This is a genomic window from Sphaerotilus montanus, from assembly GCF_013410775.1.
Taxonomy (GTDB): domain Bacteria; phylum Pseudomonadota; class Gammaproteobacteria; order Burkholderiales; family Burkholderiaceae_C; genus Sphaerotilus; species Sphaerotilus montanus.
In genome coordinates this window covers 2,893,917-2,919,546 of record NZ_JACCFH010000001.1, presented here as the reverse complement: position 1 = coordinate 2,919,546, position 25,630 = coordinate 2,893,917, and the positions used below count along the sequence as shown (strand labels likewise).

24 protein-coding genes are annotated in these 25,630 nt (G+C 66.1%); 12 read left to right on the top strand and 12 right to left on the bottom strand.

Annotated features, from left to right (window positions below):
* Window positions 1–26: 26 nt before the first annotated feature.
* The 8 genes from BDD16_RS13365 to galK all read left to right on the top strand — a co-directional run bounded on the left by BDD16_RS13365 (window position 27) and on the right by galK (window position 10,916).
* On the top strand, window positions 27–1,181 hold the full coding sequence (locus BDD16_RS13365; RefSeq protein WP_179634402.1) for an ABC transporter ATP-binding protein: 1,155 nt from the start codon (window positions 27–29) through the stop codon (window positions 1,179–1,181).
* A gap of 38 nt (window positions 1,182–1,219) precedes the next feature.
* Window positions 1,220–3,352, top strand: a complete 2,133-nt coding sequence (locus BDD16_RS13360) for a beta-galactosidase (RefSeq protein WP_179634401.1) — start codon at window positions 1,220–1,222, stop codon at window positions 3,350–3,352.
* Between the two features lie 32 nt (window positions 3,353–3,384).
* Window positions 3,385–4,623, top strand: a complete 1,239-nt coding sequence (locus tag BDD16_RS13355; protein ID WP_218897792.1) for an ABC transporter substrate-binding protein — start codon at window positions 3,385–3,387, stop codon at window positions 4,621–4,623.
* A gap of 122 nt (window positions 4,624–4,745) precedes the next feature.
* Window positions 4,746–5,660: a carbohydrate ABC transporter permease gene (locus BDD16_RS13350; RefSeq protein ID WP_179634399.1), complete on the top strand. Its 915-nt coding sequence runs from the start codon at window positions 4,746–4,748 to the stop codon at window positions 5,658–5,660.
* Complete coding sequence (locus BDD16_RS13345) at window positions 5,660–6,511, top strand: carbohydrate ABC transporter permease (protein WP_179634398.1); 852 nt, start codon at window positions 5,660–5,662, stop codon at window positions 6,509–6,511. Before BDD16_RS13350 ends, BDD16_RS13345 begins: the two co-directional genes overlap by 1 nt.
* Window positions 6,512–6,533: 22 nt before the next feature.
* Window positions 6,534–8,693, top strand: coding sequence for an alpha-galactosidase (locus BDD16_RS13340; RefSeq protein ID WP_179634397.1), 2,160 nt, complete (start codon window positions 6,534–6,536; stop codon window positions 8,691–8,693).
* Window positions 8,686–9,732 (top strand): UDP-glucose--hexose-1-phosphate uridylyltransferase, encoded by a 1,047-nt coding sequence (locus BDD16_RS13335; protein WP_179634396.1) that lies wholly within the window; start codon window positions 8,686–8,688, stop codon window positions 9,730–9,732. The genes BDD16_RS13340 and BDD16_RS13335 overlap by 8 nt, the downstream gene beginning before the upstream one ends.
* Window positions 9,729–10,916, top strand: coding sequence for a galactokinase (gene galK / locus BDD16_RS13330; protein ID WP_179634395.1), 1,188 nt, complete (start codon window positions 9,729–9,731; stop codon window positions 10,914–10,916). The genes BDD16_RS13335 and galK overlap by 4 nt, the downstream gene beginning before the upstream one ends.
* A 61-nt stretch (window positions 10,917–10,977) precedes the next feature.
* On the opposite strand, the gene BDD16_RS13325 is transcribed toward galK, so the two are convergent.
* From BDD16_RS13325 to BDD16_RS13290, 8 genes are all read right to left on the bottom strand, one after another.
* Entirely contained in the window at window positions 10,978–12,132 is a 1,155-nt protein-coding gene (locus BDD16_RS13325; RefSeq protein ID WP_246332545.1) for an SGNH/GDSL hydrolase family protein, read from the bottom strand.
* Between the two features lie 186 nt (window positions 12,133–12,318).
* Window positions 12,319–12,477, bottom strand: coding sequence for a DUF3309 family protein (locus tag BDD16_RS13320; RefSeq protein WP_179634394.1), 159 nt, complete (start codon window positions 12,475–12,477; stop codon window positions 12,319–12,321).
* Between the two features lie 140 nt (window positions 12,478–12,617).
* Window positions 12,618–12,911 carry a hypothetical protein gene (locus tag BDD16_RS13315; RefSeq protein ID WP_179634393.1) on the bottom strand — a complete coding sequence of 98 codons (294 nt, stop codon included), beginning with the start codon at window positions 12,909–12,911 and terminating at the stop codon, window positions 12,618–12,620.
* A gap of 43 nt (window positions 12,912–12,954) precedes the next feature.
* On the bottom strand, window positions 12,955–13,407 hold the full coding sequence (locus BDD16_RS13310) for a GNAT family N-acetyltransferase (RefSeq protein WP_179634392.1): 453 nt from the start codon (window positions 13,405–13,407) through the stop codon (window positions 12,955–12,957).
* Window positions 13,404–13,679 carry a ribosomal maturation YjgA family protein gene (locus BDD16_RS13305; RefSeq protein ID WP_179634391.1) on the bottom strand — a complete coding sequence of 92 codons (276 nt, stop codon included), beginning with the start codon at window positions 13,677–13,679 and terminating at the stop codon, window positions 13,404–13,406. Before BDD16_RS13305 ends, BDD16_RS13310 begins: the two co-directional genes overlap by 4 nt.
* Window positions 13,680–13,818: 139 nt before the next feature.
* Window positions 13,819–14,898: an IS5 family transposase gene (locus BDD16_RS13300; RefSeq protein WP_179632624.1), complete on the bottom strand. Its 1,080-nt coding sequence runs from the start codon at window positions 14,896–14,898 to the stop codon at window positions 13,819–13,821.
* A gap of 52 nt (window positions 14,899–14,950) precedes the next feature.
* Window positions 14,951–15,124, bottom strand: a complete 174-nt coding sequence (locus BDD16_RS13295) for a hypothetical protein (protein WP_179634390.1) — start codon at window positions 15,122–15,124, stop codon at window positions 14,951–14,953.
* A gap of 65 nt (window positions 15,125–15,189) precedes the next feature.
* Window positions 15,190–15,498 (bottom strand): hypothetical protein, encoded by a 309-nt coding sequence (locus BDD16_RS13290; RefSeq protein WP_179634389.1) that lies wholly within the window; start codon window positions 15,496–15,498, stop codon window positions 15,190–15,192.
* Between the two features lie 82 nt (window positions 15,499–15,580).
* Between BDD16_RS13290 and BDD16_RS13285 the strand changes: the two genes are divergently transcribed.
* Window positions 15,581–16,660, top strand: a complete 1,080-nt coding sequence (locus BDD16_RS13285; protein ID WP_179632875.1) for an IS5 family transposase — start codon at window positions 15,581–15,583, stop codon at window positions 16,658–16,660.
* A 570-nt stretch (window positions 16,661–17,230) separates the two neighbouring features.
* Here BDD16_RS13285 and BDD16_RS13280 read toward each other — a convergent pair.
* On the bottom strand, window positions 17,231–19,066 hold the full coding sequence (locus tag BDD16_RS13280; protein WP_179634388.1) for an NACHT domain-containing protein: 1,836 nt from the start codon (window positions 19,064–19,066) through the stop codon (window positions 17,231–17,233).
* Between the two features lie 363 nt (window positions 19,067–19,429).
* The gene (locus tag BDD16_RS13275; RefSeq protein ID WP_179634387.1) at window positions 19,430–20,944 is read right to left on the bottom strand and encodes a CoA-acylating methylmalonate-semialdehyde dehydrogenase; all 1,515 of its coding nucleotides are present in this window, start codon (window positions 20,942–20,944) and stop codon (window positions 19,430–19,432) included.
* Window positions 20,945–21,109: 165 nt separating this feature from the next.
* Between BDD16_RS13275 and BDD16_RS13270 the strand changes: the two genes are divergently transcribed.
* The 3 genes from BDD16_RS13270 to BDD16_RS13260 all read left to right on the top strand — a co-directional run bounded on the left by BDD16_RS13270 (window position 21,110) and on the right by BDD16_RS13260 (window position 24,313).
* Window positions 21,110–22,057 (top strand): LysR family transcriptional regulator, encoded by a 948-nt coding sequence (locus tag BDD16_RS13270; RefSeq protein ID WP_179634386.1) that lies wholly within the window; start codon window positions 21,110–21,112, stop codon window positions 22,055–22,057.
* A gap of 378 nt (window positions 22,058–22,435) precedes the next feature.
* Complete coding sequence (locus tag BDD16_RS13265) at window positions 22,436–24,013, top strand: alkaline phosphatase D family protein (protein WP_179634385.1); 1,578 nt, start codon at window positions 22,436–22,438, stop codon at window positions 24,011–24,013.
* An 87-nt stretch (window positions 24,014–24,100) separates the two neighbouring features.
* Entirely contained in the window at window positions 24,101–24,313 is a 213-nt protein-coding gene (locus tag BDD16_RS13260; RefSeq protein ID WP_179634384.1) for a hypothetical protein, read from the top strand.
* Window positions 24,314–24,340: 27 nt separating this feature from the next.
* Here BDD16_RS13260 and BDD16_RS13255 read toward each other — a convergent pair whose 3' ends face one another.
* Both BDD16_RS13255 and BDD16_RS13250 read right to left on the bottom strand, forming a co-directional pair.
* Window positions 24,341–24,763 carry a universal stress protein gene (locus BDD16_RS13255; protein WP_179634383.1) on the bottom strand — a complete coding sequence of 141 codons (423 nt, stop codon included), beginning with the start codon at window positions 24,761–24,763 and terminating at the stop codon, window positions 24,341–24,343.
* 68 nt (window positions 24,764–24,831) lie between these two features.
* A complete protein-coding gene (locus tag BDD16_RS13250) occupies window positions 24,832–25,575 on the bottom strand; it encodes a YecA/YgfB family protein (RefSeq protein ID WP_179634382.1) in 744 nt (247 codons plus the stop codon).
* Window positions 25,576–25,630 lie beyond the last annotated feature (55 nt).

Below are 25,630 nucleotides of genomic sequence, written 5' to 3'. Positions count from 1 at the left end.
AATATTATTAGCAGCAGAATCGGTGCATGGCGAACATCGAACTGAAATCTGTCTTCAAGGCCTATGGCGACCACGCCCCCGTCATCCGGGACGTGAACCTGCACATCGCGCAGGGCGAGTTCTGCGTCTTCGTCGGGCCCTCGGGCTGCGGCAAGTCGACGCTGCTGCGCATGATCGCGGGGCTGGAGGACATCACCGGCGGCGAGCTGCAGATCGGCGGGGTGACGATGAACGACGTGCCGCCCGCGCACCGCGGCGTGGCGATGGTGTTCCAGACCTACGCGCTGTTCCCGCACATGTCGGTGTACGAGAACATGTCCTTCGGGCTGGGGCTGGCCAAGGTCGACAAGGCGGTGATCCGCGAGAAGGTGATGGCGGCGGCCAAGGTGCTGCAGCTCGACCACCTGCTCGACCGCAAGCCCAAGGCGCTCTCCGGCGGCCAGCGCCAGCGCGTGGCGATCGGCCGGGCCATCGTGCGCGAGCCGGGGGTGTTCCTGTTCGACGAGCCGCTGTCCAACCTGGACGCCGCGCTGCGGGTGCAGACCCGCTTCGAGATCGCCAAGCTGCACCGCGACTTCGGCAAGGCGAGCACCGTCTACGTCACCCACGACCAGGTCGAGGCGATGACGCTGGCCGACCGCATCCTGCTGCTCAACACCGGCGAAGCGGTGGCGCGTGACGGCTCGGTCGCCCAGTGCGGCACGCCGCTGGAGCTGTACCACCGCCCGCGCAACCTGTTCGTGGCCGGCTTCATCGGCTCGCCCAAGATGAACTTCCTGCCCGGCACGCTGGTCAGCAGCGCCCCGGACCACGCCATGGTGCGCCTGAGCAGCGGCGAGACGCTGCGCGCGGCGGTCGATGCGCGGCGGCTGCAGCCCGGTGCGCCGGTCACGCTCGGCGTGCGTCCGGAGCACACGCAGCTTGGAACCGCGGTGCAGCACATCGTGCGCCCGCTGCAGTGGCAGGAGCGGCTGGGTGAGTCGACCTTCCTCTACATGGAAGGCGCGGATGGCAGCATCGAGTCGCTGGTCGCCAAGGCCCCCGGCCACGCGCACGCCTCCACCGGCCACCGCCTGGCGATCGGCCTGCCGGCGGACACGCTGCACCTGTTCGACGCGCAGGGCCTGGCGCTCACCCGCTGCATCCCCGACCAGGACCAGTCGCTGCCGCAGGCCGCCTGATCACCGCCGATCCCCGCTGATTCCGCCGAGAGACCGACATGCAACTGGGTGTCTGCTATTACCCCGAACACTGGCCACGCGCGCAATGGGCCGAGGACGCGCGCCGCATGCACGCGATGGGCATCCGCGTCGTGCGGATCGCGGAATTCGCGTGGAGCGTGATCGAAGCCGAGCCGGGTGTCTTCACCTGGGACTGGCTGGACGAGGCGGTCGAGACGCTGCACGCGGCCGGGCTCGGCGTCGTGATGTGCACGCCGACCGCCACGCCGCCGAAGTGGCTGGTCGACCGGATGCCGGACATGGTGGCGATCGACCTGCAGGGCCGCCCGCGCGGCTTCGGCTCGCGGCGGCACTACTGCTTCTCGCACGCCGGCTACCGCGCCGAGTCGCGCCGCATCAGCCGCGCAGTCGCGGAGCGCTACGGCCAGCACCCCGCCGTGGTCGCCTGGCAGACCGACAACGAGTACGGCTGCCATGACACCGTGCTGAGCCTGTCCGAGTCGGCGCGGCAGGGCTTCCGGCGCTGGCTGGCCGCGCGCTATACGACGATCGACGCGCTCAACGACGCCTGGGGCACGGTGTTCTGGAGCCAGGTCTACCGCAGCTTCGACGAGATCGACCTGCCTGCGCTGACCGTGACGGAGGCGCACCCGGCGCACCGGCTCGACTGGCGCCGCTTCGCCTCCGACGAGGTGGTGGCATTCAACCGGGAGCAGGTGGCGATCCTGCGCGCGCTGTCGCCGGGGCGGCCGGTGTCGCACAACTTCATGGGCTTCTTCACCGAGTTCGACCACCACGACGTGGCGGCGGACCTCGACATCGCCACCTGGGACAGCTACCCGCTCGGCTTCACGCAGATGTTCTTCCTCAGCGCCGAGGAAAAGGCGCGCTGGGCACGGACCGGGCACCCGGACATCCCGTCGTTCCACCACGACCTGTACCGCGGCATGTGCCGGGGTGCGGACGGTCGCAGCGACGGCCGCTGGTGGGTGATGGAGCAGCAGCCCGGCCCGGTGAACTGGGCGCACTGGAACCCGGCGCCGCACGACGGCACGGTGCGGCTGTGGACCTGGCAGGCCTTCGCGCACGGCGCCGAGGTAGTGAGCTACTTCCGCTGGCGGCAGGCGCCGTTTGCACAGGAGCAGATGCACACGGGCCTGCTGCGCCCGGACTCGTCCGAAGACCAAGGGGCGCTCGAAGCGGCGCAGGTCGGCGCGGAGCTGGCGGCGCTGACCGGGCGGGGCGTGCTCACGAACGCGCCGCGCTTGCCGGTGCGGCCTGATGTGGCACTGGTGTTCGACTACGACGCGCTGTGGATGGCGCAGATCCAGCCGCAGGGCGCCGACTACAACCCGCTGGAGCTGAGCTTCCGCGCCTACAGCGGGCTGCGGCAGCTCGGGCTGGACGTGGACATCGTCGGGCCGCGGGCGGGCACGGGCGGGGCGCCGGACCTGTCGGGCTACCGGCTGATCGTGCTGCCGGCGGCGCTGCATGTCGGTGCGGCGCTGCAAGCCGCACTCACCACGGCGGCGGCCAGCGGCGCGCAGATCGTGCTCGGACCGCGGGCGGGCAGCAAGTCGGTGAACCTGTCGTTCCCCACTCCCCACCGTCATGCCCGCGAAAGCGGGCACCCACGGTTCGAGACGTCGGTGGCGGGGGTGGGTCCCCGCGTGCGCGGGGATGACGGCGATGTTGGCGATGACGGCTGGGGGGCACTGCTGCCGCCGGGGCCGCTCGCCGCGCTGGCGGGGGTGCAGGTGACGCGGGTCGCGTCGCTGCCGCCGGGCGTGGTCGAGCCGGTGGCGCTGGACGACGCCGCAGCCACTGTCACGGTCACCCGCTGGCGCGAAGACCTCGCGCTGCACGGCGCCGAAGCACTGGCCTCGTTCGCTGATGGCCGCCCCGCCCTCACCCGCAACGGCCCGGTGCGCTACCTCGCCGGCTGGCTGGACGCGGCGGGCTGGCAGGCCGTGTTCGCCGGCGCCGCCGCTGACGCGGGACTCGCCGTGGCACCGCTGCCTGACGGCCTGCGCATCAGCCGCGCCGGCGGGTTGACGCTGGCCTTCAATTTCTCGGATCTGGCGCTGGACTGGACGCCCACGCCGATCGCGACGCCCGTGCTGGGCGGCGCGCACCTGCCCCCCAGAGCGATGGCGATCTGGCAGGCATGACTTCACCACAGGACTCCCCAGGAGACAGACAGATGCACAAGAACCTCACCACGCTCGCCGCCCGCTTCAGCGTGCTGGCACTGGCAGCCGCTGCCTGCGCCGCGCAGGCCGGCACGCTCGTCATCAACACCGACGCCTCCGACCCGGCACCCAAGGCCGCGTGGGAAGCGATGGCCAAGGGCTTCATGGCCGCCAACCCGGACGTGACCGTCAAGATCAACACCTTCGACCACGAAGGCTTCAAGACCTCGATCCGCAACTTCCTGAGCGCCGAGGCACCGGACATCGTCACCTGGTACGCCGGCAACCGCATGGCCCCGTTCGTCAACGCCGGCCTGTTCGAAGACGTCTCCGACGTCTGGACCAAGGAAAACCTCGGCACCCAGCTCAAGAGCGCCGCCGCGTCGATGACCCAGAAGGGCAAGCAGTGGGGCGTGCCCTACACCTACTACCAGTGGGGCATCTACTACCGCAAGGACATCTTCGCGAAGAACAACATCGCCGTGCCCAAGGACTGGAAGGAGCTGATCGCAGCCAGCGCCAAGCTCAAGGCCGCGGGTGTCACGCCGTTCGCCATCGGCACCAAGGCGCTGTGGCCCACGGGCGGCTGGTTCGACTACCTGAACATGCGCGTCAACGGCTACGAGTTCCACATGGACCTCACCGCCGGCAAGGTGCCCTACACCGACAAGCGCGTGCAGGAAGTGTTCGACCGCTGGGACGACCTGACCAAGCCGGGCTACTTCCTGGCCAACCACGCCTCCTACGACTGGCAGGACGCGCTGCCCGCCTTCGTCAAGGGCGAGGCTGCGATGTACCTGATGGGCAACTTCGCCGTCGATCCGATGAAGAAGGGCGGCCTGACCGAAGCCCAGCTCGGCTTCATGCAGTTCCCGAAGATCAACAACGTCCCGATGGCCGAGGACGCCCCGACCGACACCATCCACATCCCCGCCAAGGCGAAGAACAAGGTCGACGCCAGGCGCTTCCTGGCCTATGCCGCCAGCGCCAAGGTGCAGGGCGAGGTCAACGCCATCCTCGGCCAGCTCCCGGTCAACAAGGACGCCACCAAGCCGACCGACGTCTACCTGAAGGACGGCTTCGCGATGCTGTCGAACGCCTACGCGCTCGGCCAGTTCTATGACCGCGACGCGCCCGCCGAGATGGCCAAGGCCGGCATGGAAGGCTTCCAGCGCTACATGGTCAAGCCGGAAACGCGCAAGGAAGTGCTGGAGCGGCTGGAGCAGGTCCGCCAGCGCGTCTACAAGTAAGCCCGTCCGGGCCACGCGGGGGGCTGGCCAGACCGCCCCCCCGCCACCACCCGCCACCGCGACCACCCCCACCGCCGTCATTCCCGCGCAAGCGGGAACCCACCTCCGCTCCCCCCTCGCCGATGTCCTCCCCCGCTCCCCCACCGCAGTTCTCCTGGTGGACCCGCCACCAGCGCCAGCTCGCCCCCTGGCTGTTCCTGCTGCCAGCGCTGCTGATGTTCGGCACCTACGTGATCGTGCCGATCTTCGAGTCGATCGCGATCAGCTTCCACGACTGGGACGGGCTGGGCGAGGCGAAGTACATCGGCATCGCCAACTACGTCGAGCTGTACAGCGACCCCGACTTCCGCACCGCGCTGAAGAACAACCTGGTCTGGCTCGTCCTGTTCCTGCTGTCGGTGCCGATCGGCCTGGGGCTGGCGCTGTTCCTGAACCAGACCGTGACGGGCATCCGCCTCGTCAAGTCGATGTTCTTCTTCCCCTTCGTGATCTCGCAGGTCGTCATCGGCCTGGTGTTCACCTGGTTCTACAACCCGACCAACGGGCTGTTCACGCAGATCCTGGCGGCCCTGGGCATGCCGGGGGTGGCCGTGCTGTCGGACGAGCACCTGGTCACCTACGGCATCATCGCCGCGGGCCTGTACCCGCAGATCGCCTACTGCATGATCCTGTACCTCACGGGCCTGAACAACGTCCGCCCCGACCTGATCGAGGCGGCGCGGCTCGAAGGCGCCAAGGGCTGGTCGATGCTGTGGCACATCGTGCTGCCGCAGCTGCGCCCCGCCACCTTCATCGCCGTCGTCGTCACCATCATCGGCTCGCTGCGCAGCTTCGACATGGTGTCGATCATGACCTCCGGCGGCCCCTACGGCTCCTCGCGCGTGCTGGCGTACTACATGTACGAGCAGGCCCTGAGCGAGTACGGCTACCGCATGGGCTACGGCACCGCCATCGCCACCGTGCTGTTCTCGATCATGCTGGTCTACATCACCTTCGTGCTCTGGCGCATCTACCAGCAAGAGAAGGAACTCGGCTGATGTTTCCCACCCCGCTCGCCAAGACCTCGCCGGTCACCCAGGCGCTCTACAAGCTCGGTCTGCCCGTCGCGCTCGTCGTCTGGCTGCTGCCCATCATCGCGGTAGCGCTGACCTCCATCCGCGGCCAGGGCGACATCGCCGGCGGCAACTACTGGGGCTGGCCGACCGAGTGGCAGGTGATCGAGAACTACTCGGCCGTCTTCCGCAACACGCCGATCGCCCGCTACATCGTCAACAGCCTGCTGGTGGCCATCCCGACCGTGCTCGGCGCCGTCGCGCTGAGCTGTCTGGCCGGTTTCGCCCTGGGCACCTACCGCTTCAAGGCCAACCTGGCGGTGTTCTTCCTGTTCGTCGGCGGCAACTTCATCCCGTTCCAGATCCTGATGGTGCCGGTGCGCGACCTGAGCCTGCGCATGGGGCTGTACGACTCGATCGGCGGGCTGGTGCTGTTCCACATCGCCTTCCAGACGGGCTTCTGCACCTTCTTCATGCGCAACTTCATCCGCGACCTGCCGCACGAGCTGATCGAGGCGGCGCGCATCGAGGGTGCGAGCGAGTGGCAGATCTTCTGGAAGGTCGTGCTGCCGCTGGTGCGCCCGGCGCTGGCGGCGCTGTCGGTGCTGGTCTTCACCTTCATCTGGAACGACTACTTCTGGTCCACCGTGCTGATCCAGGGCGACCACGCGATGCCGGTCACCGGCGGGCTGAAGTCGCTCAACGGCATCTGGGTGGCGCAGTGGCACCTGGTGTCGGCGGGCTCGATCGTCGCCGCGCTGCCGCCGGTGCTGATCTTCTTCCTGATGCAGAAGCAATTCATCGCCGGCCTCACGCTCGGCGCGTCCAAGGGCTGACCGCCTGTCTGATCCCGTTGACATGACCCGCGACTACCTGATCCTCCACAGCCGGCGCAGCAGCGTCGTGCTCGAATGCCCGCCCGACGAAGCGCCGCTGTGGCGCTACTGGGGACCGCGCCTGCCGGAGGGCGCCACCCCCGGCGCCGCGCTGCGCGACACGCGCCCGCTGCCGTCGTTCATGCTCGACTTCGACCAGCCGCTGACGGTGGCGCCGACCTTCGGCGTCGGCTGGTTCGGCCAGAGCGCGCTGCTCGCCCACCGCGACGGGCAGGACTTCGCGCAGGCCTTCACCCGCTGCGATGTCGAGTGGCTGCAGCAGGACGCGGCCGGCTCGGCCCTCTGCCTGCACCTGCACGACGACGTGGCCCGGCTGCGGCTGGACCTGACGCTGCGGCTGGACGCGGCGTCCGACGTGCTGGTGCTGCAGTCGGTGCTGCACAACCTGGGCGACGCGCCGCTCGACGTGCAGTGGCTCGCCGCCGGCACGCTGCAGCTGCCGGGGCATTGCGACAACGTGCGCTCGTATGCGGGGCAGCATGTCCACGAGTTCATGCTCCAGGTCGACCCGCTGACGCGCAGCCTGTGGCGCAAGGAAAGCCGGCGCGGGCGCACCAGCCACGACTGCTTCCCCGGCGCGGTCGTCACGACACCGGGCACCACCGACGACACCGGCCTTGTCTTCGGCGCGCACCTGGCGTGGTCCGGCAACCACCAGCAGACGGTCGAATGGCTGCACGACGGCCTCTACCAGTGGCAGATGGGCGAATGGCTCGCGCCCGGTGAAGGCCGGTTGCTGCCGGGGCAGGCGCTGCACTCGCCGGAGCTGGTCGCCACCTGCTCGACCGCCGGCCTGAACGGGCTGGCCGCCAATTTCCACACCGAACTGCGCCGCCGGCTGAACTGGCCGGGTGGCGCGATGAAGCCGCGGCCGGTGCATCTGAACACCTGGGAAGGCTTCTACTTCGATGTCCATCCCGGACCGGTCCAGGAACTCGCGACCGCCGCGGCCGCGGTCGGCATCGAACGTTTTGTGCTCGACGACGGCTGGTTCCACGGCCGCCACCACGACCGCGCCGCCTTGGGCGACTGGTGGCCGGACGAAACCAAGTTTCCGAACGGATTGGGCGAGCTGATCGCGCATGTGAACGCGCTCGGCATGGAATTCGGCCTGTGGGTCGAGCCGGAGATGGTCAACCCGGACAGCGACCTGTTCCGCGCGCACCCCGAGTGGGCGCTGCAGATCGCCGGCCGCCCGCTGCTGACGGCGCGCAACCAGCTCGTGCTCGACATCGCCCGGCCCGAGGCCAGCGATTACCTGTTCGAGAAGATCGCCGCGCTGCTCGCCGCGCACCCGATCGGTTACCTGAAGTGGGACCTGAACCGCGACCTCGCTCCGGCCGGACTCGCCAACGGCACCGCCGGCTACCGGGCGCAGATCCACGCCGCTTACGCGCTGATGGACCGCCTGCGCGCCGCCCACCCGAACGTCGAGATCGAGAGCTGCTCCGGCGGCGGCGGCCGGATCGACTTCGGCGTGCTGCGCCATACGCACCGCGTCTGGACCAGCGACTGCATCGACGCGCTGTCGCGGGTCGACATCCAGCGTGGCTTCCTGCAGTTCTTCCCGCCCGAGATCATGGGCGCCCACGTCGGCACCGCGCCCTCGCACACGACGGGGCGCACGCAGTCGATGGCCTTCCGCGCTGCGGTCGCACTGCCGGGGCACTTCGGCGTCGAACTCGACGTGCGGCAACTGAACGACGCGGACACCGCCGAGCTGCGCGGCTGGATCGACGTCTACAAGCAACTGCGCGACCGGCTGCACCACGGCCGCGTCTGGCTCGGCGAAGGCGGTGACGGCCTGCGCTGGCAGCTGCACGGCGACGAGGCGTCCAGCGATCTGGTGTTGCTGGTGCTGCGTCCGCTGCCGAGCAGCCACCGCTACACGCCGACGCTGCGCCTGCCGATGCTGGACCCCGCGGCGCGCTACCGCGTGCGCGAGGTGCTGCCCGCCGGCACCGTGCGCCCGACCGGACGCCACCACACGGCGCCCTTCTTCGACGCGATCAACACCCCCGAAGGCCTCGTGCTCGACGGCGCCTGGCTGGCCCACGCCGGGCTGCCGATGCCGCGCACGCAGGCGGAAACCGCATTCCTCGTGAGGCTGGAACGTGTTTGATCCCGCCGACCACAGCCACCGCCGCCGCAACCCGCTGACCGGCCAGTGGGTGCTCGTCTCGCCGCACCGCGCCAAGCGGCCGTGGCAGGGGCAGCAAGAGGAAACCTCCGACGCGGTGCTGCCGTCGCACGATCCGGGCTGTTATCTCTGCGCCGGCAACACGCGGGTCAGCGGCGACGTGAATCCGGATTACACGGGGACGTTTGTCTTCACGAACGACCACGCGGCATTGCTGTCCGATGCGCCCGAAGCGCCGGCCCATGACAACCCGCTGTTCCAGGCCACCACCGCCCGCGGCACCAGCCGGGTGATCTGCTTCTCGCCGGACCACGCGCGCACGCTGCCCGAGCTGTCGCTGGCGGCGATCGGCGGCGTCATCGACACCTGGTGCACGCAGAGCGCCGAACTCGGCCAGACCTACCCGTGGGTGCAGGTCTTCGAGAACAAGGGCGCGCTGATGGGCTGCTCGCAGCCGCACCCGCACGGCCAGATCTGGGCCACCGACTACCTGCCCAACGAAGCCGCCACCGAGGACCGCGAACAGCGCGCCTGGTTCGCAGCCCACGGCCGGCCGATGCTGCTCGACTACGTCGAGCGCGAGGCGGCCTCGGGCGAGCGGGTGGTGGTCGAGACGGCGCACTGGCTGGCCGTCGTGCCCTACTGGGCGACCTGGCCGTTCGAGACGCTGCTGCTGCCGCGCTTCGCGGTGCAGCGCCTGCCGCAGCTGAGCGCTGAACAGCGCGCCGACCTGGCCGACGCGCTCAAGAAGCTCACCAGCCGCTACGACAACCTGTTCCGCTGCAGCTTCCCGTATTCGATGGGCTGGCACGGCGCGCCGTTCAACGCCGACGACGCTGCGCCCTGGCAGCTGCACGCCCACTTCTATCCCCCGCTGCTGCGCTCGGCCACCGTGCGCAAGTTCATGGTCGGCTTCGAGATGCTGGCCGAAGCGCAGCGTGACCTGACGCCCGAGCAGGCGGCCGCGCAGCTGCGCGCCGTCAGCGACGTCCACTACCGACAAGCCGCCCCCGCCCCATGACCGACACCCTGATCGCCCGCACCGCCGACGCGCTGCAGTCCGCCTTCGGTCGCGCCCCGGACCTCTGGGTGCAAGCCCCCGGCCGCGTCAACCTGATCGGCGAACACACCGACTACAACGACGGCTTCGTGCTGCCCTGCGCCATCGACTACCGCACCGTGATCGCCGTCACCGCGCGCAGCGACCGGCAGGTGCGCGTCGTGGCCGCGGACTACGGCCACGCGGTCGACACCTTCGACCTCGACGGACCGATCGCCCCCCATCCCACGCTGCAGTGGGCCAACTACGTGCGCGGCACCGTGAAGATGCTGGCCGAACACCTGGCGCCACTCGGCCTGTCGCTGCGCGGCGCGGACCTGGCCATCGCCGGCAACGTGCCGCAGGGCGCGGGGCTGTCGTCGTCGGCCTCGCTGGAGGTGGCGGTCGGTCAGGCGTTCAAGGCGCTGCTGGGCCTGGGGGACCGCGACGGTGTCAGCCAGACCGATCTCGCGCTGATCGCCCAGCGCGCCGAGAACCGCTTCGTCGGCGTGAACTGCGGGATCATGGACCAGCTCATCTCGGCCCGCGCCGAGGCCGGGCACGCGCTGCTGATCGACTGCCGCAGCCTGTCCGGGCAGCCGGTGCACCTGCCCGAGTCCGTGGCCGTGATGGTCGTGCACTCGCGGGTCCGGCGCGGGCTGGTGGGCAGCGAATACAACACCCGCCGCACCCAGTGCGAGGCGGCGGCGCGGCACTACGGCGTGCCGGCGCTGCGCGATGTGGACCTGGCGCGGCTCGAACGCGACCGTGGCGGTCTGGACGAGGTCGTCTACCGGCGGGCACGGCACATCGTCACCGAGAACGCGCGCACGGTGGATGCCGCGGCGGCGCTGGCCGCGGGCGATCTGGTGCAGCTGGGCGAGCTGATGGCGGCGTCGCACGTCTCGATGCGCGACGACTTCGAGATCACCCACCCGGCGATCGACCGGCTCGTGGACATCGCGCAGCAGGCGGTCGGACACGAAGGCGGCGCGCGCATGACGGGCGGCGGCTTTGGCGGCTGCATCGTCGTCCTGCTGCCGGATGCCCGCATTCCTGACGTGCAGGCGGCGATCGAAGCCGCCTACCGCTCGCCGGAGGGCGAGCCGCCGACGATCTGGGTCAGCCACGCCGCCACCGGAGCCGGGCCACTGGCCGGCGCGTGACCGGCGCTGTCGTCCGCCGCGCCGGCATGCCCGCAGACGCGGGCACCCGGGCACCGCGAACTCAGAGCCAGCCCGCGGCGGCGAGCGCCTTCGTGATGTCCGCGGCCAGCAACTGGTGGCCCAGCGGCGACGGGTGGAAGCCGTCGGAGAAGGCGTAGGTCTTGTACCAGTCCGTGCCCGTCACGCCAGCGGGTGGCGCGGCGGCAAGCGAGACATCGGTGCAGGTCGGGAAGCTGTAGGTCGGCAGGCCGTCGGTGCCGGTCCCGGTGGACGGGCAGGCAGGCGTTGTCACGTTGCTCAGGTTGTACTGCGCCGGATTGGCGACCTCGCTGTTGATCGCCGTGTAGACATCGACGATCGCCACCTTGCCGTTGCCCGAGAACTTCGTGGCCAGCTGGGTGTTGAACGCGACGACCCAGCTCCTGAACAGGTCTTCGCTCTGGGCACGGACCGTCGCACCCGCCGTGCCACCGCCGCTGGCCAGCGCAATGTCATCCAGCACCCGCTGGAAGCGCGGGGTGCTGGTGATGCCCGGCACGTTCAGCAGCGCGATGCGCTGGGCCCCCTTGTCGAGCGCCCCCGTCTGCAGCATGGCGGCGAACTTGTCGGCCAGCGCCGCCATGTAGAGGCCACCCGCGGTGGCCAGTCCGGCCGCTCCGCCACCGGCCGCAGCGGACACCTGGGCCGGCGTCAGCACGGTGCCGAGCAGGGCCAGATAACTGGCGCCCCCGTCCGTGGCCGCTGCCAGGTAGGCGCCCACCAGCGCCGACGCGTCGTTGGCACCGCCATCCACCAGCAGCAGATCCCCCGCCGCGAAGTTGGCGGCCGCCGTGGCGGTCGCGAGCTGGACGGCCAGCCCGCGCGGATCCGCGGCAGCGTAGCCGTTGCTCGCCGGATTGATGACGCTGTTGCCGATCGCGTAGTTGGTGCAGCCCGCCGTGGGGTTGGCGGCGAAGGTGGTGCCGGTGAAGGCGAAGAAGTTGCAGCCCTTGCCCAGGCCATACGACTGCGCCACGCGCTCCGCGTAGATGTCGTTGCCCTGGATGGTGAACTTGAAGCCGTAGGTACCGACGTCGGCGAGGCTGTCGCCCATGACCCGCAGGCTGGTGACCGGCACCTTGGTGACGACGGGGTCGTCGTCACCGCCACCGCACGCGGCCAGCACGGCCAGCAGCACGGTGGAGAGTCCGAATTGAATGTGGCGAATCATGGCCATGGTGTCTCCTGGAATGGGCCGCCGCACCAGACAGTACGGTCGTTCGATTCAGTGGAAATCAATGTAGGCCCAAATCCTGCAGCCCGAGGTCTGGACAAACCCTGAGCGCGCGGCCGCGGGGTCCCGAAGGCGACGCGATGCCGGTTGCGCAGGGGGAACCGGGCGGTGGCCGGGTGTCCGTCCGGGTCAGATCCGGCCCATCAGCAGCAGCACGACGAGGATGAGCACGATCAGGCCGATCCCGCCGCTGGGGCCGTAGCCCCAGCCGCGGCTGTGCGGCCAGCTCGGGATGGCGCCGATCAGCATGAGGATCAGGACGATGAGAAGGATGGTGCCGAGGCTCATGGGGTGCTCCAGTTCTGCGGTCAGCGTCGGAATTGACGGGCTGACCATGGAGGCACGCTAACGGCACCGGGCACGGGGGTCTGTACGGTGGCGAACCCATCGGATCGCCCCGGGGTCGCAGGCCCGACCCCCGCTTGGCTTCAGGCGGCGGGCGCCGTCTCCAGCCACTGCGCCAGGGCCAGCGCCACGATGGCGTTGACGCCGCCTTCCTGCGTCAGTGCGCGCTCGCGCATCTGGTTGACCAGATCGGCCGGCAGGCGGCAGGCGACGGACACCAGCTTGGGGGCGGCGTTTTCGGCGCGTTCGACACGGCGGGCGGCCGCATTGGCATCGGCCGAGCCCTGGGCGAACCGCGGGGGCACGCCAGCCGTTTTCATCTTGCCGTCCAGCTTGCGGGCCAGGTGTTTGACCAGATCGGTCTTCTTCGCGCTCATGGAGTCTTTCGGTGGAGTTGACGGCCATTGTCGCCCACCCGCGTCAGGCTCCGGTCTGGCGGGTATAGGTGAGGTACACCTCGTCGCGTTCCCAGCCGAGTGCGGCGTAGGCGGCCTGTGCGGTGTGGTTGGTGCGGGCGGTGGTCAGCTCCATGCGGAGCTTGCCGTGCGCGGCCGACAAGCGCTCCGCGGCCAGCAGCAGCGCGCGACCGGCCCCGCTGCGGCGGGCGGCCGGCGTCACGAACAGGTCGGACAGCAGGTAGATCGGCTGCGCGGCGATCGAGCAGAACACCGGGTAGAGCTGGCAGAAGCCGATCGCCCGGCCCGTGCCGTCCTCGGCCAGCAGGATCTGCGACTCGCCGCGGGTCAGGCGGTCGCGGAGGAACTGCGTCGCGGTGGCGAGGTCGGCGGGTTGTTCGTAGAACTGGCGGTAGGCGTCGAACAGGGGGGCGATGCGGTCGAGGTCGGCGAGGGTGGCGGGGCGGGTGGTCGTCATGCGGTGGGGGGCTTGGGGGTGGCCGAGGGGTTGGCGGATTTTGTGCCACCCCGATCGAACCACCACGCATCCAGCGGCGCCACCAGCGCAATGCCGACCGTGTACGCGACGATGTCGCCCCACGAAAACGCCGATCCGAGCACGAGGTGGCCCGGGGTGGTCGCGCGGATGGCGTTGATCCACGGCGCCTGGTAGAGCTGGCTGCACTCGTCCGCAGTCGAGATCACCAGCGCCGTCAGCGCGACCTTGGCCACGGACGCGGCGGGCGACACGAAGGGGCACTTCTAGAAACCGGCCCTGCAGCCCTGAACCTGGTCTGAGCCTGCACAAATCCAGCTCAGACGAGCAGTGGATGACGGCGGCGAGCCCCTGTCCCCGCCGCCGCGGTGCCCCGCGACGGGGTTTTTCCCCTCACGCGGGCTGTGCGGACGGACCTGCGCTCTTGACCAGCCACACCAGCCTGCGCGCGTTGTAGGCCGCGCACTGCAGCGTGATCGCCAGCGCATTGCGCGCCAGCGTCATCGCCCGCACGCACTTGCCGCCCTGCTGGCTCAGCGCCGCGAACACGTGCTCGACCCGCGCCCGCGTGCGGTTGATCGTCTTGTTGCGCTGCTTGAGTCGAACCTTGGCCGTCTGCCCTGGCTTGGCGCGACGCGCGATGCCGTCGGCCAGTCCGTGCTGCTGCAGCGTCTGACGGTTGGCCGCGCTGTCGTAGCCCCGGTCGGCCAGCAGCCGCTTGCGCGTGTTCGCCACCTGCAGCACGTCGGGCAGTTGCTGTCCGTCGTCGGCGTTGGCCGCCGTGATCTTCATCTGGCGGATCAGCTTGTAGCGTGCGTCCACGTTGCCGTGCAGCTTGTAGCCGTAGTACGACTTGCCGTGCTTTTGCGTCCAGCGCGCGTCCCGGTCGGTGTGCGCCAGGCGCTTCTTGCTCCAGCCCTCGGGCGCCTCCCCCTTGTTCAGCGCATCGCGCTCCCGGGCGTTGGCCTGCGTGATCGGCGCCTGCACGATGCTGGCGTCCACGATCTGCCCGCCCCTCGGGATGAAGCCGTGCCGCTGCAACTGCTGGCTCAACGCCTCGAAAATCGCCCGGCCTCCCAGCCCGCCTTCGGCCAGCCGCTGCCGGAAGTTCCACAGCGTGCGTGCGTCCGGAATGTTCAGCGCGCCGTCCAGCCGGCAGAACCGCTGGAAGCTCATCCTGTCCAGCACCTGGTGCTCGCACTGCTCGTCCGACAGGTTGTACAGCCCTTGCAGGAACACCATGCGCACCAGCGCCTCGGTCGGGTACGGCGGGCGTCCGCCCTTGCTGCGGTCAGCGCGAGGGCAGGCCTTGTCCACCGCCGCGGCCATCGCTGCGAAGTCGATCAGTTCGTCCATCGCCGCCAGCGTCTGTACGTAGCCCTCCAGCTTGGCCTTGCGCTGCTGCACCACGAACAGGTCGTCCGCGGCCTCCTCAGGAAAGAAGCTCGATGGCTTGGTGCGGGGTGTGATCATGGGGCGGTATCTTGCCGCAGCGCGCGGCTCAGGCGGCGGTCAGGGTCGGTTTCTAGAAGTGCCCGAAGGCGACGAGCCAGTACACCATTTGTGCCCAGAGGGCGTCGCCGGGGTATTTTTCGAAGATCGTGGGGAACAAGGCTGGGTATTTGCGGGAGGCTAGGCCGAGGGCGATGGTGGCGGTGATGGCGGCGGCGAGGAGCAGGCGGGATCTTTGTTTTTTCATGGTCTGCGGCCGATGCTCGATGGAGCTTGTTCGATGTACAGCTCAAGACACGAGGCTATTCACCTTCAATCCCGATTGTCGAATACTTCGACTTGGAGAGTTGCACCGGGAATACAAAGGCCGACTTCGAGAAAATCAGGGGTTGTCGACTCTTTGACGTAGATGGCACGATGGAAAATGAGCGCACCCGGATTTGCTTGCGCGTTGGCCTCCATCTTTCGGAATATTTTACCTGCGTCCGACCAACCTCGGTTTAGGTCTCTGCGCTGGAGAAATACATTGTTTTCTCCTCCCACCACGGCTCCGCCGATGGAGTGGGCGATGAAATGACCTTTGTCTCTTTCTGCGCCAGAGACTTGTTCAGTCTTGCCCATCCATCCCCTGAGGCGTAGGGGCACTTCTAGAAACCGACCCTGACCGCCACCTGAGCCGCGCGCTGCGGCAAGATGCCGCCCCATGATCACGCCCCGCACCAAGCCATCGAGCTTCTTTCCTGAGGAGGCCGCGGACGACCTGTTCGTGGTGCAGCAGCGCAAGGCCAAGCTGGAGGGCTACGTGCAGACGCTGGCGGCGATGGACGAACTGATCGACTTCGCGGCGATGGCCTCGGCGGTGGACAAGGCTTGCCCTCGCGCTGACCGCAGCAAGGGCGGACGCCCGCCGTACCCGACCGAGGCGCTGGTGCGCATGGTGTTCCTGCAAGGGCTGTACAACCTGTCGGACGAGCAGTGCGAGCACCAGGTGCTGGACAGGCTGAGCTTCCAGCGGTTCTGCCGGCTGGACGGCGCGCTGAACATTCCGGACGCGCGCACGCTGTGGAACTTCCGGCAGCGGCTGGCCGAAGGCGGGCTGGGAGGCCGGGCGATTTTCGAGGCGTTGAGCCAGCAGTTGCAGCGGCACGGCTTCATCCCGAGGGGCGGGCAGATCGTGGACGCCAGCATCGTGCAGGCGCCGATCACGCAGGCCAACGCCCGGGAGCGCGAGGCGCTGAACAAGGGGGAGGCGCCCGAGGGCTGGAGCAAGAAGCGCCTGGCGCACACCGACCGGGACGCGCGCTGGACGCAAAAGCACGGCAAGTCGTACTACGGCTACAAGCTGCACGGCAACGTGGACGCACGCTACAAGCTGATCCGCCAGATGAAGATCACGGCGGCCAACGCCGACGACGGACAGCAACTGCCCGACGTGCTGCAGGTGGCGAATACGCGCAAGCGGCTGCTGGCCGACCGGGGCTACGACAGCGCGGCCAACCGCCAGACGCTGCAGCAGCACGGACTGGCCGACGGCATCGCACGTCGCGCCAAGCCAGGGCAGACGGCCAAGGTTCGACTCAAGCAGCGCAACAAGACGATCAACCGCACGCGGGCGCGGGTCGAGCACGTCTTTGCGGCGCTGAGCCAGCAGGGCGGCAAGTGCGTGCGGGCGATGACGCTGGCGCGCAATGCGCTGGCGATCACGCTGCAGTGCGCGGCCTACAACGCACGCAGGCTGGTGTGGCTGGTCAAGAGCGCAGGTCCGTCCGCACAGCCCGCGTGAGGGGCAAAACCCCGTCGCGGGGTACCGCGACGGTGGGGACAGGGGCTCGCCGCCGTCATCCACTGCTCGTCTGAGCTGGATTTGTGCAGGCTCAGACCAGGTTCAGGGCTGCAGGGCCGGTTTCTAGAAGTGCCCGTAGGTCTTCGTTGCGGCGAGACGCGCCGCTCGGCTTCGATAGCCCATAAGCCGCAAAAGTACGCATATAAACCCCGGGAGGTTGAGGTCCACGACCATCGCCATGGTCAGCCCCTTCAAGGTCCACAAGGAATCCGAAGCCGTTCGACCACATTTCAGTTGGGCGAATGGGTCTTCCAGACTGTCGGTGATAGGCAATAATCCAAGCCGAACTAAGTCGATGAAAAAATTCAGAGCGCGGCTCGGGAAGGCCAATTAGTTCTAGCTCTTCAGAAAATACTGTGTAGTCCACCTGGGCTTCGATAGGTAGGGCGATTTTAGTATCAGTGAAGGAATTCTGCATTTACTTCGTTGGCGTTAATTCACTGCGATCCCTTAGGGCTGGCTTCACAAGTCCCGCACGAAATAACCAGCACCGACAGCACGGCTTGTGTTCTATTTGATACGAATTGCACCCGCACTCAGCTTTCTTTTGGAAAATATTTTAGGACGCTCTGTCATTTTTAATGACGTTTTTTCCGCCAACGAAATATTTTTCAAAAACGACTCCTCAAGAGTATCCAGGTACTGGTCAAATGACTTTTTTGACCACCTCATTAAAGCACATCCGAACGGGACTTCAATACTGTCACCATTGAGTGAAATCTGCATTTCACCATCAAGCAATGCCTGGGCCTCTGATTCAGTCAAGACCCAGGAGAAATCGATTAGCTCATGCATCTCATTAGCAACCCTCAATAGATACATGTTCGGCGGCATTAATATGGGACCGAAATTTGTTAATTCATATTTTCCCTTAATTTTCTCAAACACCGCGGTAGCTTTACTCAAAAAAGGCGGTAATTTTTTACAAAGCTCCACCTCTGTCACAGTACCCATAAGAGGCTTTATTATTTCAATTGCATTTATTAGATTTGGCTTTGCGAAATAACGTGAAAACCTAAATGAGTCGATAGCCGAAAGGAAATTAAGTGTCTCGTGCCAGTAATGCCAATTCTTAGATGCCTCCTTGTAGAATTTAATCGCAAACTTATCATCCGAATTCTTAATAAATGCAGCCGAATAATACTCAGCTATTGATTTATGAAGGAAAGTAATATCATCAATACCCTCCTCCATCATTAAACAAGCAACTCTTGTGATGTCTTTTCTGAAATTTGATTCATCACAAAAACATCCATCCGTGTAATCTAAAGCCAGGTCAAAACATTCGTTGAACTGAGATCTATTTAATGTTCGCTTCTGCCCTCCCTGCTGAGCCATAAATGAAAATGCTTCGAACAGACTTTGGAGTCTTCTTTCGGATAAGCCAGAATGATGCTGCCTCTTAAAACAATCCTTTAATCCATCGTGACGCGTAAAAACAGTATGAAAAAGACGTTCAAAAAATTCCGGAAGCTCGTCAGGTATATTGCTCTCCGACTGATAAACAAATACCACTAGAGTTAACATCAAAGGCGTATTGATAAGCTCCGTAATGTTGCTTGGGCTATCCTTTATGGCACGCATTATCTCCGCTGATTTTGAGGCATCCACTCCCAACGCGCGAAGAAATGGTCCTTGGTCTTTCTGCGACAGCGTGGCTATTTCAACAACACGGAATTGATTGATTTTTTGAATTTCATTGTCAGGCCTAGAAGATACAATAAATTGCAGTTCTGGGTGTTTTTTTGACAGATGCTCTATATCTAATGAAGCTTCTTTGGCTATCGCGGGATCTAATTCATCAAACCCATCCAACAATAAAACAATTTTCCCAGAATTTGCCAAATACTCAAAAACCTCACTACTCAGATTTATATCAATCTCCCTAAAGTAATTTGATATAGCCAGATTAAGGTTGATTTTCGGCGTCAACTTTCTTAGTTCCAAAAATATTGGCAATCTCCCATTTTCCTTTTTTATAACCTCTTGGATCGATAGGTACCGTAGGAGCATTGATTTACCCTGCCCCACTATACCTTGAATAACAACATTCCCCGCCCCAAGATCAGAAATAGCAGCAACAGGACATATACTCTTTTTATTCCTGATTTTTGCCAGATGGTAGAAACTACGCAACGAGACGCTTTCACCCGGACTCCAAATTGTTTTCACTTCGTCAATATTTTTCACTAATTTTTCGAATTTTTTACTGTAGCTTATAGTATTCCATTTTGCGAGAGCTTTTTTTGCTCCATCTTTTGCATTTTCGTATATATCCTTAAGCAAAGGAGATGCAATTCTTGCAATTGCGACTGTTTCAATAAATGGACTTGCCGGGGTTGTCATTTGACTCACCTATTAATTTACGATTTTTCCCGAGACCCAATAAAATTTAGATCCCCCAAACCAATCAGCTCACTAATATTTAACTCAACATTAGTTTGTTTTTAAGTCGTTTTGAATTTTATTATTTTCTCTGCACCGCATGGTTTCATGTCTGTATGGCCCAACTGAAATTATGCACTGCTGACGTAAAAAATCACGCCACCAGTCAGTACTCCATAATGCCAATCCAAAGTCCCATCGCCTATCGGCAACACCACCTCAAATCGCGAATTTCATCACGAAAATGCAAAAACGGCCGAGGAGCCCACGCCCCTCGGCCGCCTTGTCAGCGCCGACCCACTCGCCAGCGCTACCGCCCGCGCATCACTTCGCCGTCGGCATCACGAATTCCGCGCCCTTCGCAATACTCGCCGGCCACCGCTGCATCACCGACTTCTGCTTGGTATAGAACCGCACGCCCTCTTCCCCATAGGCGTGCATGTCGCCAAACAGGCTCTTCTTCCAGCCCCCAAACCCGTGCCACGCCATCGGCACCGGGATCGGCACGTTGATGCCGACCATGCCCACCTGGATGCGCCGCGCGAACTCGCGCGCCACGCCACCATCGCTGGTGTAGCAGGCCACCCCATTCCCGAACTCGTGGGCGTTGACCAGATCGACCGCCGTGGCGAAATCGGCCACGCGCACGCAGGCCAGCACCGGGCCGAAGATCTCTTCCTTGTAGATGCGCATCTCCGGCGTGACGTGGTCGAACAGCGTGCCGCCCGTCCAGAACCCGTCCTCGAACCCCGCCGGCCGGAAGCCGCGCCCATCGACGACGAGCTGCGCGCCCTCCTCCACCCCGATGCCGATGTAGCCCTCGATCCGGTCCCGCGCCACTGCCGTGACGATCGGCCCCATCTCGGCGTCGAGTTCCATGCCGTTCTTGATCTTCAGCGCCTTGGCACGCTCGGCCACCAGCGGCACGACCTTGTCGGCGATGTCGCCCACCAGCACCGCCACCGAGATCGCCATGCACCGCTCGCCCGCCGAGCCATACGCCGCGCCGATCAGCGCGTCCACCACCTGATCGACATCCGCATCGGGCATCACGACCATGTGGTTCTTCGCGCCGCCGAGCGCCTGCACGCGCTTGCCGTGGTGCGCGCCCGTCTCGTAGATGTACTGCGCGATCGGCGTCGAGCCGACGAAGCTGACCGCCTTCACGTCCGGGTGCGTCAGCAGCGTGTCCACCGCGAGCTTGTCGCCCTGCACGACGTTGAACACCCCATCCGGCAACCCGGCCTTCTTCAGCAGCTCAGCCATGAACAGGCTCGGGCTCGGGTCACGCTCGCTCGGCTTCAGGATGAAGCTGTTCCCGCAGGCGATCGCCACCGGGAACATCCAGCACGGCACCATGCACGGGAAGTTGAACGGCGTGATGCCGGCCACCACGCCCAGCGACTGGCGCATCGTCCAGTTGTCGATGCCGGTCGAGACCTGGTCGGTGTAGTCGCCCTTCAGCAACTGCGGGATGCCGCAGGCGAACTCGACGATATCGATGCCGCGGCTGACTTCGCCGATCGCGTCGGTGAAGACCTTGCCGTGTTCGGCGGTGATCATCGCGGCGAGTTCGTCGCGGTGTTCGTTCAGCAGCGCGAGGAAGTTGTTCATCACCCGCGCGCGGCGGATCGGCGGCGTCTCGGACCACGCCGGAAACGCTGCCTTGGCCGACGCGACCGCGGCGTTCACCTCGTCCACGCTGGCCAGCGCGACCTGCCGGGCGACAGCGCCGGTGGCGGGGTTGTAGACGGCTTGCGCGCGGCCGCTGGTGCTGGCGACGCGCTCGCCGTGGATGTAGTGGCCGATGTCGCGGGTGTCGGTGTAGGGCTGGGTCATGAGGGGGTCTCCGGCGGGTGTTCTGGACAGGATGCAGCACAGTCTAGGCACACACCCGGCGCGTGACCAGACCGGGTCGCTGGATACACTGTTCAGCCAGACGAACAATCCTCCGCAGAAACCCGGAACAAAGCCGGACCAACGCCGGACCCACGAAAGCCCCCGATGGACACCCGCCGCATCGACCACCTCTGGTCCCACGTCCACTGGCTCACCGTGCTCGGCGACCTGGGTAGCTACACCGCCGCCGCGCAACGGCTGGGCGTGAGCAAGGCGGCGATGAGCCAGCGCATCAGCGAGCTGGAGCGCGCCGCCGGCGTGCCGCTGGTGCAGCGCACGACCCGCAGCGTGCGCCTCACCGAAGCCGGCCAGCAGCTCGTCGACAGCACGCGCAGCGCCTTCGAGCAGATCGAGCGCGGGTTCTCGGGCGTCAAGGATCTGGCGGCGCAGCCCCGCGGCCTGCTGCGCGTGACGATGCCGGTGGCGCTGGGGCGGCAGACGGTGGTGCCGCACCTGCCGGCCTTTCTGCGCGCGTATCCGGAGGTGCGGCTGGAGCTGAACCTGTCGGACCGGCTGACCTCGCTGGCGCAGGAGGGCTTCGACCTGGCGATCCGCCACACCGAACATCCGCCCGAGACACATGTGGCCTGGCGGCTGGCGGACACGCGGGCGCTGCTGGTGGCCACCCGCGGCTATCTGGCCGAACGCGGCACGCCGCAGCACCCGTCCGAGCTGGCGCAGCACGACTGCCTGCACTACGTCCGCCCCGGCGACGCGCCGACCTGGCAGTTCCGCGAAGCGCAGGCCGCCGCGGGCGTGCAGGCCAGCCATGTCACCGTGGCCGTGCGCGGGCCGTTCAGCGCCAACAACAGCGAGGTGCTGCGCGAGGCGGCCGCGGCGGGGCTGGGCATCGCGCTGCTGCCGGACTTCAGCGCCGAGGCGGCCCTGGCGGCGGGCGACGTGGTGGAGGTGCTGCCGGACTGGCGCAGCGTGGGCGCCTTTGGCGGGCATCTGTATGCCCTGCGCCCGTACAGCCCGCATGTGCCGCGCACGGTGCTCGCGCTGGTCGGGCACCTTCGGCAGACGATGGACAAAAAAAACCCACCCGGTTAGGGGTGGGTCGATAGACGTTCCGTGAAGAACGCCGTTGGGAACTGGGCACCGGGAGCGGGTTCGATTGTTTTTTTGTTCGAACTCGCGTCTCGCCGGCTTCAGATTTCTGTACTTCCAGATACACCGCGTGACAGCAACTGGTTCGTACTGTACGGAACACACCTCCCCGCGCACATCCCCACGACGGTGGAAGTTAATGTGGTAATCCATCACAAATGGAAATCCTGAGCACCAGCAAGGCCATTTCCATTGATTTGATCCGATCTTGAGTTCATCTGACCCCAACACCATTCAAACCAAATCGATCATCGCCATAGTTCAAAATTGAAAAAATCATGTACGCCCGCCGTTGCGGACTCTGCAGCCTCCCCCTCGCCCATGCACCTGTCTCGACGCTCCACCCTCGCCAGCCTGAGCCGCTGGGCCGCCCTGCTGGCCGCACAGCGGGTGCTGTCCGCCCCGAATGCGGGCCTGACGCGCCTCGCCAATCCGCGCTTCGAGAGCGACCCGTTCGCGCTCGGTGTCGCCAGCGGCCAGCCGCGTCCGCGCAGCGTGGTCCTGTGGACACGGCTCATGGCCGATCCGGGACAAGCCGGCGCCGAACTGCCACCGGCGCTGATCCCGGTCACCTGGCAGGTGGCGGACGACGACAACTTCGCCCGCATCGTCCGCAGCGGCACCGTGCTGGCCGATCCCGCCCAGGCGCACAGCGTGCGGGTGCTGGTGGAGCACCTGCAGCCGGCACGGCGCTATTGCTACCGGTTTCTGGCCGGGGGTGTGGCCAGCCCGGTCGGTCGCACCCGCACCGCGCCGGCCGAGAACGCCGACGTCGACCGTCTGCGCCTGGCGCTGGCGTCCTGCCAGCACTACGAGCAGGGCTGGTTCACGGCACACCGGGAAATCGCCGGACAGGATCTGGACGCCGTGGTCTTCGTCGGGGACTACATCTACGACTCCAGCAACAGGCGGTTTCTCCTGCGTGCGCACGAGGCCGAGGAGCCCTGCACGCTCGACGAGTTCCGCGCCCGCCACGTGACCTACAAGCGCGACCCGGACCTGCAGGCCTGCCACGCCGCCCATCCGTGGATCCTCGCCTGGGACGACCACGAGGTGCGCAACGACTACGCCGGCGTGTTCGGCGACGAGGAGACCGGATCGCCACAGGAGTTCCTGCGGATGCGCACCGCCGCCTACCAGGCCTACTTCGAACACCAGCCGCTCGCCCCGGACCAGTTGCCGGGTGCCACGGGTGTGCGCATGCACGACCGCTTCCGCTGGGGGCGACTGGCGGACCTCTGGATGCTCGACGGGCGGCAGTACCGCAGCCCGCAGGCCTGCAATGCCCCGGGAGTGGCGGGCGGCCACGTGCGCTGGCATTGCCACGCCCTCGCCGACAACCAAGGCACGGTGCTGGGCGCCGACCAGGAACGCTGGCTGCAGGACGGTCTGCGCAGCGCCACCGGCCGCTGGAAGCTGATCGGCCAGAGCACGCAGATGAGTCCCTGGGGCCTGCCCGGCCCGGACGGCAGGAAGCTGGTCTACAGCGACGGCTGGGACGGCTACCCCGCGGCACGCACGCGGCTTCTGGAGCACATCGCCACCCACCAGCTGCAGAACGTGGTGTTCCTCGGCGGCGACGTGCACCGCCATGTCGCGGCACGGCTGCGCGCCAACCCGGACGATCCACGCACGCCCGTGGTGGCCAGCGAGTTCGTGACCTCGTCGATCACCACGGCCGGATTGCCGGAATCCCTCATGTCGCTGATTCGCCGCAGCAATGCGGACATCCTGCACGCCCGCAGTGACGAGAGGGGTTACATGGCGCTGGACGTCACGGACCGGTCGCTACACTGTGTCGCAAGAGCTACAGGTTTCCCGGTTCTGGCACACGCGCAGCTGCACACGCAAGCACGCTTTCGTGTCGATTCGGGACGGGCCGGCCCGCAACGTGAATGACCACGGCGGCCCGCGACACGGCCTGGAAACTCTGGGAGAGGCGCGGGGGATGAGGGTACCCGGGCCGGCAGCGGGAGAATGACAATGATGGCCGAACGACGCACGCTGAGCAGCTGGTTCCACTGGTCGACCTGGTTCGCAGGCCGGTCCCGACGCGCCGCAGCGCGGCGCAAGGCCGAGGATTTCGCCGACTACGGCACCGCCTTCGGTCTGGACATGAGCATGGACCCCCAGGGCGAATCCGCGACCCGCCCTGCCGCCCATCCCGCACCCGCCAAGGCCCCCTCCACCAAACGCTGATCGGGCAGCGGCCTGGCGTGCGCGGCCTCAGCGCACCAGCAGCACCGGGGTCTTGCAGTGCGCCATCACCCGGGTGGCCACCGAGCCGAGCACCAGATTGGCCAGCTCCGAATGGCCGTGCGAGCCCATCACCAGCAGATCGAAGTGTCCTTCGGTCGCGGTCTTGCTGATGGTGTCCGCGATGTGGCCGGTCTTGCTCAGAAACGTGGCCTTGAGTCCCTGCTTGTCCAGGAACGTGCGGATCGGGTGGAAGACCTTCTCGCCCTCGTCCGCGTAGTACGAGTGCAGCAGCTCGCGGTCGAGCACCGCAGCCGCCCTCGGCGGAATCGGCGGCACCACCGTGAGCACGGTGTAGGTGTGCTGCGGCCCGAGCCATTCGTCGTGCGCCGCCCAGTAGGCCACCATCCGGCGGGTGAATTCACTGCCATCAACGGCAACAAGAATCTTCATGGCGGGATCTCCTTCAAAGGAATGGTACCGAGTCTGTCAGCCCGCGGTCAGGCTGCCGTTGACACAAGTCAACTTTGATCTCGCCCGTGGCACAGCTTGTACTTGCGGCCACTGCCGCAGGGACAGGGCTCGTTGCGGCCCACCTTGGGCATGCCACGGCGCACGGTCGGCACCTTCAGGCGCTGCGTCCGGCCGATGGTGGCCAGATCGATGACGGTGGAGACCAGATCCTCGATCGCGGCATCCAGTGACTTGAGCGGCTGCTCCTGATCCAGCGCCTTGGTGTAGGCCTGTTCGTCCTCGGTCTGCTCCGGCAGGTGACGGCGCAGGCAGGCCAGCAGGTCGGACAGGTCGGCGTGGCCCAGCTCTTCCAGTGCGGGGAAGTGGTTCAGCGCATGCTCGAAGCCCGTCACCCACGGCGCCAGGGCCCCTTCGATCTCGGCACGGCCGGTCAGCGGCTGGTCGTTCTCGTCGAGCGGCTGCATGACGATGGGATCGAACCATTCGTCCTCGACCATCGCGCGGTGGATGGCGTCGTGGCGGCGCTGGGCCAGGGCCATCAGGCGCTCGTGCTTGGCCGCGTGCCAGCCCGGCGTGTCGGGCGTCAGCACCTGCCCACCCTCGCCCAGGTTCCAGTCGCAGGCCGGCGGCAGCCAGTCGGCGATGTCGATGGCGACCGGCTGCGACAGCACGCCGCAGAGGTAGCCGTCCAGCATCACCACGTCCAGCGCATCGAGCGGCTGGGGGATGGCGGCGAGCAGGTCGTCGAGTTCGCCGATTTCGGCGTCGTTCAGGTCGTGGACTGTGGTCATGTTCAGGCGGTTCGAGTGTGGCGGTATTGTGCCGGTTGCAAGCGGCCGCGGGAGA

Excerpts from the sequence above, each read along its gene's own strand:
- BDD16_RS13325 (WP_246332545.1), bottom strand. The coding sequence starts at position 12,132 with ATGGCCATGATTCGCCACATTCAATTCGGACTCTCCACCGTGCTGCTG.
- BDD16_RS13320 (WP_179634394.1), bottom strand. The coding sequence starts at position 12,477 with ATGAGCCTCGGCACCATCCTTCTCATCGTCCTGATCCTCATGCTGATC.
- BDD16_RS13345 (WP_179634398.1), top strand. The coding sequence starts at position 5,660 with ATGTTTCCCACCCCGCTCGCCAAGACCTCGCCGGTCACCCAGGCGCTC.
- BDD16_RS13260 (WP_179634384.1), top strand. The coding sequence starts at position 24,101 with ATGGCCGAACGACGCACGCTGAGCAGCTGGTTCCACTGGTCGACCTGG.
- BDD16_RS13285 (WP_179632875.1), top strand. The coding sequence starts at position 15,581 with ATGATCACGCCCCGCACCAAGCCATCGAGCTTCTTTCCTGAGGAGGCC.
- BDD16_RS13280 (WP_179634388.1), bottom strand. The coding sequence starts at position 19,066 with ATGACAACCCCGGCAAGTCCATTTATTGAAACAGTCGCAATTGCAAGA.
- BDD16_RS13295 (WP_179634390.1), bottom strand. The coding sequence starts at position 15,124 with ATGAAAAAACAAAGATCCCGCCTGCTCCTCGCCGCCGCCATCACCGCC.
- galK (WP_179634395.1), top strand. The coding sequence starts at position 9,729 with ATGACCGACACCCTGATCGCCCGCACCGCCGACGCGCTGCAGTCCGCC.
- BDD16_RS13315 (WP_179634393.1), bottom strand. The coding sequence starts at position 12,911 with ATGAGCGCGAAGAAGACCGATCTGGTCAAACACCTGGCCCGCAAGCTG.
- BDD16_RS13310 (WP_179634392.1), bottom strand. The coding sequence starts at position 13,407 with ATGACGACCACCCGCCCCGCCACCCTCGCCGACCTCGACCGCATCGCC.
- BDD16_RS13265 (WP_179634385.1), top strand. The coding sequence starts at position 22,436 with ATGCACCTGTCTCGACGCTCCACCCTCGCCAGCCTGAGCCGCTGGGCC.
- BDD16_RS13255 (WP_179634383.1), bottom strand. The coding sequence starts at position 24,763 with ATGAAGATTCTTGTTGCCGTTGATGGCAGTGAATTCACCCGCCGGATG.
- BDD16_RS13355 (WP_218897792.1), top strand. The coding sequence starts at position 3,385 with ATGCACAAGAACCTCACCACGCTCGCCGCCCGCTTCAGCGTGCTGGCA.
- BDD16_RS13340 (WP_179634397.1), top strand. The coding sequence starts at position 6,534 with ATGACCCGCGACTACCTGATCCTCCACAGCCGGCGCAGCAGCGTCGTG.
- BDD16_RS13290 (WP_179634389.1), bottom strand. The coding sequence starts at position 15,498 with ATGGGCAAGACTGAACAAGTCTCTGGCGCAGAAAGAGACAAAGGTCAT.
- BDD16_RS13270 (WP_179634386.1), top strand. The coding sequence starts at position 21,110 with ATGGACACCCGCCGCATCGACCACCTCTGGTCCCACGTCCACTGGCTC.
- BDD16_RS13250 (WP_179634382.1), bottom strand. The coding sequence starts at position 25,575 with ATGACCACAGTCCACGACCTGAACGACGCCGAAATCGGCGAACTCGAC.
- BDD16_RS13365 (WP_179634402.1), top strand. The coding sequence starts at position 27 with ATGGCGAACATCGAACTGAAATCTGTCTTCAAGGCCTATGGCGACCAC.
- BDD16_RS13350 (WP_179634399.1), top strand. The coding sequence starts at position 4,746 with ATGTCCTCCCCCGCTCCCCCACCGCAGTTCTCCTGGTGGACCCGCCAC.
- BDD16_RS13275 (WP_179634387.1), bottom strand. The coding sequence starts at position 20,944 with ATGACCCAGCCCTACACCGACACCCGCGACATCGGCCACTACATCCAC.
- BDD16_RS13300 (WP_179632624.1), bottom strand. The coding sequence starts at position 14,898 with ATGATCACACCCCGCACCAAGCCATCGAGCTTCTTTCCTGAGGAGGCC.
- BDD16_RS13360 (WP_179634401.1), top strand. The coding sequence starts at position 1,220 with ATGCAACTGGGTGTCTGCTATTACCCCGAACACTGGCCACGCGCGCAA.